General features: G+C 43.4%; 6 protein-coding genes and 1 pseudogene. 3 read left to right on the forward strand and 4 right to left on the reverse strand.

Annotated elements, in window-relative coordinates; genetic code table 11:
• Positions 1 to 18: 18 nt before the first annotated feature.
• The 3 genes from rpoC (at position 19) to AC06MN_RS01665 (ending at position 6,523) form a co-directional block, all read left to right on the forward strand.
• Positions 19 to 4,320: a DNA-directed RNA polymerase subunit beta' gene (gene rpoC / locus AC06MN_RS01655; RefSeq protein ID WP_475670613.1), complete on the forward strand. Its 4,302-nt coding sequence runs from the start codon at positions 19 to 21 to the stop codon at positions 4,318 to 4,320.
• 63 nt (positions 4,321 to 4,383) lie between these two features.
• Positions 4,384 to 4,689, forward strand: coding sequence for a DUF3467 domain-containing protein (locus tag AC06MN_RS01660; RefSeq protein ID WP_475670614.1), 306 nt, complete (start codon positions 4,384 to 4,386; stop codon positions 4,687 to 4,689).
• A gap of 1,447 nt (positions 4,690 to 6,136) precedes the next feature.
• Positions 6,137 to 6,523: an HU family DNA-binding protein gene (locus AC06MN_RS01665; protein WP_475670615.1), complete on the forward strand. Its 387-nt coding sequence runs from the start codon at positions 6,137 to 6,139 to the stop codon at positions 6,521 to 6,523.
• Between the two features lie 364 nt (positions 6,524 to 6,887).
• On the opposite strand, the gene AC06MN_RS01670 is transcribed toward AC06MN_RS01665, so the two are convergent.
• The 4 genes and pseudogenes from AC06MN_RS01670 to AC06MN_RS01685 all read right to left on the reverse strand — a co-directional run.
• Positions 6,888 to 9,665 (reverse strand): hypothetical protein, encoded by a 2,778-nt coding sequence (locus AC06MN_RS01670; RefSeq protein ID WP_475670616.1) that lies wholly within the window; start codon positions 9,663 to 9,665, stop codon positions 6,888 to 6,890.
• A gap of 19 nt (positions 9,666 to 9,684) precedes the next feature.
• Positions 9,685 to 11,847 (reverse strand): hypothetical protein, encoded by a 2,163-nt coding sequence (locus AC06MN_RS01675; RefSeq protein WP_475670617.1) that lies wholly within the window; start codon positions 11,845 to 11,847, stop codon positions 9,685 to 9,687.
• Between the two features lie 15 nt (positions 11,848 to 11,862).
• Entirely contained in the window at positions 11,863 to 12,678 is an 816-nt protein-coding gene (locus AC06MN_RS01680) for an AAA family ATPase (RefSeq protein ID WP_475670618.1), read from the reverse strand.
• Positions 12,679 to 13,000: 322 nt separating this feature from the next.
• Positions 13,001 to 13,387, reverse strand: a pseudogene (locus tag AC06MN_RS01685) (LemA family protein); the annotation flags it as partial.
• Positions 13,388 to 13,539 lie beyond the last annotated feature (152 nt).

Here is a 13,539-nt window from a genome sequence, read left to right on the forward strand (position 1 = left end):
AAATAATAAGGAATATATATGGTCAATAACACAATTAATAGCAACTTCGACAGCATTACGGTCAGTTTGGCTTCTCCAGAATCGATCCTTGCCCGTTCACACGGTGAGGTCTTGAAACCGGAAACCATCAACTACCGCACTTACAAGCCTGAACGTGACGGTTTGTTCTGCGAAAGAATTTTCGGACCTGTAAAAGACTGGGAATGCCACTGTGGTAAGTACAAGCGCATCAGATACAAGAATATCGTGTGCGACCACTGCGGTGTTGAAGTGACTGAAAAGAAAGTCAGAAGAGAGCGTATGGGCCACATCAAACTGGTGGTTCCGGTAGCTCATATCTGGTATTTCCGTTCATTGCCAAATAAGATTGGCGCTTTGCTGGGTATCCCGACAAAGAAGCTCGATGCCATCATTTATTACGAACGCTATGTTATCATTCAAGGCGGTGCTTTGGAAGGTGCTCCTATTCCGAATGATTCAGAAAACCGTACGGTTACGAGGCTGGAATTCCTTACCGAAGAACAGTATCTTACCTTGATGGAACAGCTGCCAATTGAAAACCAATATCTTAAGGATGATGATCCTAAGAAATTCATCGCTAAGATGGGTGCTGAGGCAGTTTATGATTTGCTGGCGTCATTGGACATTGACGCTGAAGCTGACAAGCTCCGTGCAGAAGCCAACGATGTGAAGGCTCAGATGCGTAAGCAGGAACTGCTGAAACGCCTGCAGGTGTTTGAGGCTTTCCGCGAAGCAAATACACATATCGAAAACCGTCCTGAATGGATGATTGTGAGCGTGGTGCCGGTCATTCCTCCGGAGCTGCGTCCTCTCGTCCCCTTGGATGGTGGCCGTTTCGCTACTTCCGACTTGAACGACCTTTACCGTCGTGTCATCATCCGCAACAACCGTCTGAAGCGTTTGATTGAAATCAATGCTCCTGACGTCATCATGCGTAACGAAAAACGTATGTTGCAGGAAGCTGTCGATTCATTGTTCGATAACTCACGCAAATCAAGTGCTGTTAAGACGGAATCCAACCGTCCGCTGAAATCCTTGAGCGACAGCTTGAAAGGTAAGCAGGGCCGTTTCCGTCAGAACTTGCTGGGTAAACGTGTCGACTATTCAGGCCGTTCCGTTATCGTTGTCGGTCCAGACCTTCACATGAATGAATGTGGTCTGCCGAAGGATATGGCTGCCGAATTGTTCAAGCCGTTTGTCATCCGCAAGCTCATCGAACGCGGCATCGTGAAGACCGTGAAATCGGCAAAGAAGATTGTTGACCGCAAGGATCCTGTCGTTTGGGATATCCTTGAAAACATATTGAAAGGTCATCCGATTCTCCTGAACCGTGCTCCTACACTGCACCGTTTGGGTATCCAGGCCTTCCAGCCGAAACTTATTGAAGGTAAGGCTATCCGTCTGCACCCGTTGGTTTGTACGGCATTCAATGCCGACTTCGATGGTGACCAGATGGCTGTCCACGTACCGCTGGGCAATGCCGCTGTCCTTGAAGCTCAGATTCTGATGCTTGCTTCTCACAACATCCTGAATCCTTCCAATGGTGCGCCTATCACCTTGCCTTCTCAGGATATGGTTCTTGGTCTGTATTACATCACTAAGCCTCGTAAGAGCACGCCTGAACATCCTGTCAAGGGTGAAGGCATGTCGTTCTATTCGCCTGAAGAAGTGATTATTGCATTGAATGAAGGTCGTGCCGATATGCACGCCATCATCAATGTGAGAGTCGGTGTCCGCGAAAACGATCAGATTGTTACGAAGAAGATTGAAACGACTGTCGGCCGCGTATTCTTCAATCAGGTAGTTCCGGATGATTTCGGCTTTATCAACGAACTGTTGACCAAGAAGTCACTGCGTACCATCGTCGGTGATATGGTGAGACACGAAGGTACCGCTATCACCACCAAGTTCTTGGATGATATCAAGAATATGGGTTACCGCATGGCTTATAAGGGCGGTTTGTCATTCAATTTGGGCAATGTCCTCGTCCCTGCCATGAAGAGCAACCTTATTGAAGAAGCTAATGCAAAGGCATCTGAAATCCGTGAATACGAAAAGATGGGCTTCATGGGTCCTAACGAACGCTACAATCAGATTGTCGACCTTTGGACTGATGTCAATGCCAAGCTGACCAAGGAAGTGATGAACGTCCTTTCGAGCGATGACCAAGGCTTCAACCCTGTTTACATGATGCTGCACTCTGGCGCCCGTGGTTCTGAAGCACAGGTTTCACAGCTTTGCGGTATGAGAGGTTTGATGGCTAAGCCTATGAAGGCTGGTTCTGGCGGCTCCGAAATTATCGAAAACCCGATTCTTTCCAACTTCCAGGAAGGTCTGTCGGTTTTGGAATACTTCATTTCAACTCACGGTGCCCGTAAGGGTTTGGCTGATACCGCTTTGAAGACCGCTGACGCTGGTTACTTGACCCGTCGTCTGGTTGACGTCGCTCACGATGTCATCATTACCGAAAAGGACTGCGGCACATTGCGTGGCTTGACCGTTTCGCGCGGTGATGAAAAGAAGGAACCAGGAAAGCACTCCTTATTATATGACCGTATTTTGGGCCGTGTCGCCTTGCACGACATCTTCCATCCTCAGACCAACGAACTTATCGTTGCCGGTGGCGAAGAAATCAACGAGGAACGCGCTGAAGCTATCGACGAATCACCATTGGAGAGCGTCGAAATCCGTTCCGTTTTGACTTGCGAATCGAAACGTGGCGTGTGCGCTAACTGCTATGGCCGCAACCTTTCGTCCAGCAAGCTGGTGCAAAAGGGTGAAGCTGTGGGCGTTATCGCAGCCCAGTCAATCGGTGAACCAGGTACTCAGCTGACTCTGCGTACCTTCCACCAAGGTGGTAAGGCATCCAAGAATCTGGTCGCTTCAAGCGCCGAAGCCAAGTACGACGGCTATCTTGAAATCGATGAATTGCGTTCAGTCAATGCTGAAAAGGATGGCCAGAAGTACCAAGTGGTCATTGGCCGTTCCGCTGAATTGAAACTGCACGACAGCAATACCGATGTCGTTCTGACGACTTTGAATATCCCATACGCTGCCAAGTTGTATTTCGCAAGCGGTGAAACCGTGAAGAAGGGCGACAAGCTGTATGAATGGGATCCATATAATGCATCAATCGTTTCCGAATTTGCCGGTGAAATCCGTTTCCAGAATGTGGAAGAAGGCATTACCTTCCGTAAGGAAACCATCGCTGAAACCGGATTTAACGAGCGTGTCATCATTGAAGGTAAGAGAGGCGCAAAGAACCCGTTGATTGAAATCGTGGCTGATGGAGAAGTCGTTGCTTCATACGACCTTCCTGTTGATGCTCACGTCGTTGTTGAAGAAGGCGAAAAGATTAAGGCTGGTGACCATCTCGTCCGTATTCCTCGTAACGTTTCGGGCGGTGGCGATATCACCGGCGGTCTGCCGCGTGTCCAGGAATTGTTCGAAGCCCGTAACCCTATCGACCCGGCTATCGTTTCTGAAATCGATGGTATCGTGACTTTGGAAAAGAAACTGAAGCGTGGTAACCGTGAAGTCGTCGTAACGGCTAAGACTGGCGAACAGAAACGCTATCTGATTCCTACTTCAAAGCAGATTCTGGCTCAGGAAAACGACTTCGTGAAGGCTGGTCAGCCGCTGTCGGAAGGTGTCATCACACCTGCCAGCATCTTGGCTATCATGGGCCCAATGAAGGTTCAGGAATACATCGTCAACGAAGTCCAGAGCGTGTACCGTTCACAAGGTGTGACCATCAATGATAAGCACTTTGAAGTCATCGTCCGTCAGATGATGCGTAAGGTCGAAATCATTGACCCAGGTGATACCCGTTTCCTGCAAGGTGAACTCGTCAATAAACTGAAGTTCCAGGAAGAAAACGATGATATTTACGGCAAGTTCTTTGTCATCGATCCTGGTGCGTCGGAGAATATCCATGCCGGTCAAATCATTTCTTCAATGAAGTTGCGTGAAGAGACCTCAGCCTTGAAACGTAAGGACTTGAAGTTGCCTGAAACAAGACCTGCTAATCCGGCTACTGCTACTCAGGTGCTGCAAGGCATTACCCGCGCAGCTCTGGCTACCGATAGCTTCATTTCGGCTGCATCCTTCCAGGAAACCACAAAGGTCCTGACCAATGCCGCCATCGCCGCTAAGTCGGATTCTCTGCTCGGCATGAAGGAAAATGTGATCGTCGGTCACAAGATTCCTGCCGGTACTGGTTTGCGCGAATACGAAGACCTTATCGTCGGTTCACGTGAAGAATACGAAGCAAAGGTTGCTCCAACTCTGGAAGCCTAATATGTAATTAACCAAAATGGGGATGGACTGCGTTCTATCCCCATTTTTTAAATCAAAAATATTATGGAAAACAATCAGAAAAATCAGATTAACATTGAATTGACTGATGAAGTGGCTGAAGGAAAATACTCCAATCTGGCCATCATCACACACTCACCAACTGAATTCATCCTCGATTTCGTTCAGCTTATGCCGGGTTCGCCAAAGGCAAAGGTGAGATCAAGAGTCATTATGACCCCACAGCACGCCAAGCGTCTTTACAAGGCTTTGGCTGACAATTTGAGCAAGTATGAGGCTCAGTTTGGCAATATCAAGGATGGCGGCGAAATGCCTCCGTTTACCTTGAATGGCCCTACGGCTCAGGCGTAAGATGTTGCATAGCAAAATAACGAAAAGCAGAAGACTGGAATTTCGGTCTTCTGCTTTTTTTATTTATTGGTGTCCGCTAAAAGTTTAGCGGACAGCCAAACTATCATTTTTTTGTCACTTTCTGCTTCTATATAACTAAAATGCAATTATCTATTAGACAGTATTTTACAAAATTGCAACAAAACATGCTTTTTGGACGGATTTTTTGGAACGTAAAGACGCACGGCCGTGCGTCTCTACATACCACCAGATTGTGACACAACAGAACTCTTGCCTGTTATATTCGCCATCCGTTTGTTCAACAACAATGATAACTTGATAAGAAAGCGAAGCAATATCAGTAAGGATTTTTTGTAGGATTTTAAGTATGGATTTTGAGCGAAGCGACCCTAATCAGCGAAAGCCTGCGCTTATTTTTAACAGGATTTTAAGTAAGGATTTTCAGAAGGATTTTGAAAAAATCTCCATCAAAATCCTTACTGAAAATCTCTCCGAAAATGTTTCTACGATTCTTTCACTTTAGGTCGGGCAAAGCCCTCAAAATCCCAACTGAAAATCTTTATGAAAATCCCAACTACAAATTGATGAGTGGACTATGGTTTTCTTCTATATAACTAAAACGCAATTATCTATTAGACAGCATTTTTACAAAAATTGCAACGAAACGTGTTTTTTCGAGGGATTTTTTGGAACGTAAAAACGCGCGGCTGTGCGTCTCTACATACCACCAGATTGTGACACAACAGAACTCTTGCCTGTTATATCCGCCATCCGTTTGTTCAACAACAATGATAACTTGACCAGAAAGTAACCAAAGAGTCAAGGGCAAAATCATCGGCCCTACGCACGGCCAGCCTAAATTGACGCAAGTCGAGAGCAGAGGCAAGCTTGCTTGAACTATGCCGAGACGAAGTCAATTGGGCAATAGCCAAGTGTCTGAGCCTTAAGTCGCGGAACATAAATGCAGCTCCCTAAGGCTCAAACACTTAGTCTGTCCTTTGGGCGGACGCTGCCCCGCATTTAGTCTCACGCAAGCGTTCGATGAATCAGGCCGCTAAATGCAAGGCGGCACTGATTTTGCCCGTGGCCCGCACGCCCATCCCAGTCAAGCTTTCAACACTTCAGTCTCTTTGCTTTTTATTGAGATTGTGATGAAAATGAAATCGTATAAAGATAAGCCCTGTTTTTGACAGGGCATCGTAATTCGTTGAAATTTTATCGATTACAGGTATTGTCTCCATTTTTAGCGGACAGCAATATTTTATTATAGGTGTCCGCTATTAATTAATAAGGTGTAAATCCACTCATGTAGGAATGTCTGGCCTGATTGTTTTTCGGAAAAAATGCAAAAAAAATGCCCTGAAAGCCTATGATAAGTCAGAAAAAAAGTGTATACTTGCACCCGCAATCAAAATTTATTGTCTAACCAAATAAAAAATCAAAAATCATGGCAGTAACTTATGTTTTGACCCAGAAGGGTAATCCGGGCAACGCAAACGCCCCGAAGAAGTTCTACGCACAGGCAAAGGCTCGCGAAGAACTTACATTCCGCAAACTGAGCAAGGAAATCGCCGAAGGCTCCACCACAGTGAGCGACAGCGATGTGCTTGCAGTACTCAACGACCTTACCAAGGTGCTGAAACGCCACTTGGAAAACGGAGAGATTGTCCGTTTCGGTGATTTCGGTTCGTTCCAAATCTCACTCACGAGTGAGGGTGCGGAAACCGAAAGCCGTTTCAATGCCTCGATGATTAAGGGTGCAAAGGTGGCTTTCCGTCCGGGCATCGACCTGAAGGAAATGCTTGCCACGCTCAAGTACGAGAAGGTGAAATAAGCCCCTCGGAAGCGCAAACTGAAAAGGCCGCCAGCTTTTGAAAAAAGCACGAGCGGCAAATTTTAAAAGCCCGTCTGCTTTTTCAAAAAGCAGGCGGGCTTTTGGGTAAAAGGCGGCGTGCTTTTCACCAAAAGGCCGCCGCCTTTTGGTGGGAAGGCTGAAAGCATTTGAAAAAACGGTTGGATTGAAACTATTAGCATCTGCTATGAATATGTAGATGAGCAAATTTAGACATGATGAAAACGAAGCATCGAGGCCGCGAGAATACGAGACCTCTCAAAATCTCGCAGCCTTGAAATCCAAATTGAAGTTTAATTTTAAACAGTTACTTATCGAACTCACGTTATTATACAGAACTAACCGTTTAAAATGTACTCGGTAGTACATATCTATCATCCAATGGCCGTTCTCTTACATTGTCTTCAAACAGGTTGTTGTCACTTCGAATGCCGTAATATTCAACATCACCCGAACGGAAACACAGCTGCTTGCTGTTTTCTATCAAGCACATGATCCATTTCAGAATCTCATTATCAGAATACTTCCGCTTATTGTCTTCCGTTTTGCATTTGCGCAACGTGCCGGCCAACATGGTGTATTCCTTGACAAGATTGGTGTAAAATACGCCCTGGTCATCGGTGTTGATACACACATTTGTCCTAATATGGTCGGCTTCATTCTCTCTAATGGGAAATAAGGCGAATGCTGGAATCTCCTTAAACTCATCAAAGTTGCTAATCAGGAAATTGGATGACGGGCAGCTTTCCACCGCAATGCCCTTGTTGGCGACATGTGTTCTCATGTGTAACTGTATTTCCTTTACAAGCCTTATGCGTTCCTGTGCATATTCGTCTTGATTGAACTCGTGTTTTTCAATCATGGAAGCTCTCCGTTTCAGTTCGGTATCGAAATGATACCTGTGGTAGATTCCATAAGCAGCAGGAATTTCGGATTTTGGACGATTAGCTACTTTAACAAAATCCTTATATTGTCCGATATCCCTGATGTGATACCGTTCCCACAAAGTTGTTGGTGTTGTATAAGAATTTTCCGGTTTCGGACTCGAATAACAATCAGGATCATCGCCACGCAATTCCCAAGCCTTGATATAATCCATCAAACCCGGACATTTGTCTTGATACAGTTGAACATACATCCGTTCAAACTCGGTCATGAGTTTTTCGTAGTACGCTGTTGACACCGTCAGTCTCCATTCGCGTATCTTATGCAGCATCCAAGCCACATTGTCAATCTTGTTCTGCAATGGCAAAGCAATGACAGGATGACGCTGATACCATTTGTCAACATCAATGCCCAAAGCCACGCCATGACCGATTCGGTCGCCTTGCGACAGCTCAAGGTACATCACTGCCTCATCGATAGCCCTCAGTCCGTCAATCACCTCGTAGAAGTCTTCTCCGGCATGGTATGTCTTGCGTAGGTCTGGTATCTTGCGAATCCATGGTACATCTTGCTTTTCTCTTGAAGAGGAAAGAAAACGGAATGTAGTGCCAAAGTTTTCGGGACGGAAATTAACCTCGTTGCTTGCCGCATCAATTCCGAATATCCTTCTGCACACATCTTCATTGCTGTCACGCATGTCCTTTAAAGTCTCAGCCTGACAGCGAAATTCACGCCGCTTAGCATACTCACGGCATACAGGAGCATTGATGTGGCTTTTATCGGTATACCAATTGGCACATTTATTTTTTATAAAGTGAAGCACATAGAAATACTTGTCCGTGCCGTCGCTGTATCTCAAACGACCATTTTCCGGCACTCGTGGCGTAATCCTGTCGTAACCGCTGATTCGTGATGAGCGGAAAAAAGCTTTGCTGTCAGTGTCATTTATACCATTGATGATTTTGCTTTTTTTCTTGTCTGGCGCAATTCTCACCTCAAGCTGCTCAAGATGGTTTTCCTTTATGTCCCATTCAAGTGCGATATTAGTCGCCATGTCCGCATATTTAGTGCCTCGAATCAATTCCCTTTTTCTGTCGTTGTAGTCCTTGAAATTCTGAAAACCGGTTTTGTCGTTGGACTGGACAAAGTAAAGGTTGAAATGATGCTTGACCAGCAGATAAAGGTAATACATCACCCTGAAATAATCATCCTTTTTCGGATAAGTGTAAATGTGTTTCAGACAGCAATAGTTGAGATGGCGTTCACCTGATAAAAAACAATTTTTTTCATCGACGGATATGTTAAAACCTTTGATGGCATAATCCACTTTAACGCCGAATGCCGAAAAATCGCTGTTATAAAGAAGGGCATCGATGGTGGATGCCAACTCATCTTCAAGCAGGACTCCAGCAGAATGGAGTATGTCATAAATGTCACGAATCACATTGTCATCCGATCGTGCATTGTCATCACTACCGTTTTGACTCTCCAAAATATCCTTCCGTTGGACGCTCCGCCGAAACAGCCAAAGCCTGATGTATGCTGCCATCTTTACCAGTGTTTGAAGTGAACTTTGGTGCGTTTTGTTGAGACTATAGGGGGCAATATAAAGAGATTCAGGCTTTTCAAGGAATGCACGGTATCTTTCTTCCTGACCAAATGGATGATTCATCAGATATATCCACGAGAGATCCACCATTGGTGACGAGCCGCCAAGATGGTAGTGGTTTTCAACGATTTTGTTTTGGACAATCATGTTGTTGAGCAGCGAGAAATCCGATTTCAGGATGTAGTTCCACTGGAAATTGCGTGGCTCATAATTCCCGTTGATTTTCATGTCGGCCAACAAAGCTGCGACGAAAAGGTCTTCGCCGCAGTGGAACGACACATGTTGCCATTCATCCATTTTCTCTATCCTGAAGTATGGCTCTCCGTTTTGTACCAGCAGATATTCCTTACTTCTTTCCCTAACAAAATCGAAGACGGACTTTTCTTCGTCTTCTGATGCTGGAATCTTATCGTTACCAACCACATAACATCTCCACGAATCCACAATTTCAGGAGTGAAATGCCGCAAATCCGTAATGCCAACATTACACTGGGTCTTGTCGGCTACAAAGCTGATAACATCCTTAAGTTTCCAACAAGGATGTTCATGGACATACTCAAAGACCTCATCAGGACTGAGATGAAGGGCTTCTATCAAGAAGGATAATTCAGGATTTTTTGACGTTGTCATTACTGCCTATTGTTGTTTTTTACTTTGTCTGTGGATCAATGAAATACGGAATGGCTTCATTATAGATTTTGTTATACACGTCAACCATACCTGTGCCTATGTCTATACGTTTCAACATCCTATCCGTATTAGCCAATAGCTGTCCGTAGTAATATTTGACGAAATCTCTGGAATGAACGGTCTCCTGAACCGATAAACGTGCCGTATTTGCCCTATAAGCATCCGTAAATAAAACAGAATAAAGATATTCAAATATTTCGGAGCAAGTATCATATTTATGCAGATTCTTAATCAACAGGTCACGTTCTTTTACACTACCCTCAAAGTGCATTAACACCAATGACATCACGTAATCTCTAAATGCAGTGGCTTTATTGCAGCAGTTTTTGGCACATATTGTTTTATTATCAGATGTATTAATTTCAATAATTTTATTATAGACATTTTTAGCTTGTTCCAATATAGTAATGTTGCTTGGAGGAATGACTTTTTGTGAATTTAAAGTATCCTCAGCAAGAAAGTATTTCATTGAAATTTCTGTTCCTTTTTTATTATTTTTACTAATTTTATTATTTTTGCTAACCTTTTCGTCAAATATTTCTTTTAATTTTACATTTTCTTCCTGTTTCAGTATGTTCTCAAACGAAATGGATTTATTAAGATATTGTAACATAATATCTACTGAATAAAATGGCAGTATTGAATTAGGTGTAATATGTTCTGAATTTGGTATTGAACAATAATTCCCCCAATTTTTGAAATAATTATTATCATAATCGACTTCACTATCAGTGACAACAGCACCATTGGCTCTATTAATAGTATGCCAAGGATTAAGCATGTTACTCAAAATGGAAAGGATGTCAAATGTGACATATTTTGTTCCGTCAACATCTGCATCATTTTCAAACGTTGTATCGTATATGTGTTTGTTGTCGTACCTGTCAGGGCGTATGTCGCCGTAGTACAAAACAGCAAACAAGGGATAATCTTTACCAACCGTGTATTTTTCTTCTACTTTTTTCCCATTTCTTTTTCCCCCTTCTTTTTCCACTTCAACTTTGTGGTAAAAAGCTCGCTTTGCATCGAAAGAAGGACCCTTTTGGGAAAAGTGTTTGCTCGTTATTATCTCAAAATAATTGGGGTAATATACCGTCCCGCCAAGTAGTTTTTGTATAGGAAGAATCTTTTCATCTTCCTGCAAATCATAAAATCCATCTTTTTCTTTTTCTGTTTCTTTCTTTTTATTATATTTAACTTTTCCACTCTTGAAAAACATGGTTTCAAAGAGCAGAATGGAATAGTAAATCTTTATGGCATCGGTAAATTTTCTGTCTTCTTCCGACTCGAAGTAGGTTTCATACTTGTCAATCATCAGCAACAGGTCGCCGTATGAATAGTTGGACGGCTGGTTGAAGATGTCGGAAATCTTGTTGGCTTTTACAAACTTGGGGTCGTTGGGACTGACCATTGTGTAAATGTCACGGTCAATATTGATATTCTCGGCGTTGCGTTCGATCATGTCCAAATCCACCTGGCGCGACATCAATCGGTTTTTGTGTCTGGTTCCAATTACATTAATGGAATTGATCAGGTGCTTGTTGATTTCCGTGATATCCGTTGGAATATTCTTGAACACCAGTTCTTCCTCCACCGACAAATGATTGGGAATCCAGATATTCATCACATAGTTTTTGAATTTTCCCAGATTTTCTTTACAGTTATTATACGAAGTTATATCTTTAAATAGATTATCATGCTTGGGTTTAACCTCTTTCAAATCCGTCAGCATATCTAAGAATTGCACCAAGTCACGCAGGTTGGTCGGGATTATCGGATGCAATGTGTTATCAGGATCTTTAGGGATGAAAAGGAGTCGGGTTTTCTCCCATATCAAAGATAGTATCATTTTTTGGAAATTGCCTTTTGAATCATCGCCTTTTGAATCATCGCTTTTAGCTTCTGACTCATCCCATTTTCCACAAAAGCATTTATTAGTAATGTTAATTCTCGCATTAAGATTATAAGAGCCACTGCATCCGTCAGAGTTTTTGGGGCAGGTGTCATTCGCATTTACGACTTTCAAGTTAGTCTCCAGCAATTGGCTGACATGCCGTTCAACGTTTATTCTTCTTGAGGTCGGGAACAACTTCAGCAGGTACTTTGTGGCCAAGTCTTCCACATCGATGGAAAGTGCCTAATTGCTGTCTTTCAACGTGTTCTTGAATGCAGAACTGTATTTCTCCCTCATTTCGTTGGTCAATTGTCCCAAATTGGCAGACATCAAGATGATAAGGTTGTCTATTTCCAAATATTTTCGCAACTGCTCAAGCATATCAGGGGCATACGACACGGACATGTCGAGGTCGTCAATCAGAAGAACGAGTTTTGAATTGTCTTTGCCATAGCCCGTGAATTTAAGATATTCATCGACAAGTTGTTTTATTTTATTACTTAAATCCTCGGCATCGCTTTTCCTGTTCAATGTTTCCAAGGTATGGGATGACAGCTCTAAATTAATGGAACTCAATGACTTGAAAACTTTCTCAAATTGATTCAGAAGATTTTCACGTCCGAAAGTGTCAAACTCGTTTTTTGCTTCGTTCATCCTCCTTTTTGCTTCAGAGAACATGTTGGTGATTACCGTCAGCAAGATGCTGTCGTTGTTGTCAAAATGGCTTGGATCCACTATTGGAAGACAACAGAACTTAACCTTTGGGGTTTTGGGGTCAGTTGTTTGATATTCTTCTGAAGACAGATGTTTAGCTAAAGATCTCATCACGGATGTCTTTCCACAGCCACGCTGTCCTATAAACAGGATGCGATTGTTGCAGCCATATTGTTTGATGGTAGTTTTATTCTCTTCGTCATTTTGAAATCTAACGATTTCGTCAATCAACTTTTTGGCTTTTTCGTATTCATCCTTAAAATAAGGATTATTGTTCGATTTGCAATCCTCAATGTAAATCTCTTGAGATTTGCTTTTGTCGTAGGTCAATGTGTAGTTGCTCATTGTTTGTATTTTATGAATCATTAAAACTCCTAAATTTTGTGCCCGATAGAGAACGAATGCCCAAAACTGTAACAAAGTTCTCTTTTTGGCGTGGCAAATATATGGATTTTTTGGAATTGGCAAGAAGTCGTGTTTTTTTTTTCAAATTGTTTGGCGTCTGCCAAAGTTTAGCGGATATCAGATAATTTTTGGGAAGTGTCTAAGTCAGAATGAACTGCTATCGAAATGAAGAAAAAACAACCGTCTCAAACAGAAATCAATAGACGAAAAAAGGTCGAAGCAAACGCTTCGACCTTTTTGATTTTCGTATTTCAAGGCGTCCTTAAATGCGTGGCGCTTGGCCGGCGTTTTCGCTTGCCTCGAAATAGGGACGTTTCTCAAAGCCAAATAGGTTGGCAACGATGCTGCTTGGAAACTTGCGGACCCGCTTGTTGTATTCCTGAACCAATTCGTTGTAACGCTGGCGTTCGGTGAGGATGCGGTTCTCGCAGCCTTTCAGCTGTGCCTGAAGCGTCAGGTATTGTTCGTTGGCTTTCAAATCGGGATAGTCTTCAACGCGGGCCGTCAATCTGCCAAGCGTGTTGGTTAGTTCGTCTTGAACGCCTTCAAAACTTTGCAGTTGTTCTTCGGTCATGTCGTTGGCTGTCAGTGTGGTAGCTGAGGCTTTCGCCCTGGCTTCGGTGACGGCAATCAGCGTGCCTTGCTCAAATTCGGAATATTCGGTGTAATGGACAAATTTTAGGCTGTTTTTGAGACGTTGCTCTCAAGTGGACAAAAATCAGGCTGTTTTTTTTGGGGTAGATGTCATTCCCATGCTGCGTTGATTTATATTTGCAACACCAATTGAAGCGGAGGCGGGCT

The organism is Candidatus Limimorpha sp., assembly GCF_056203535.1.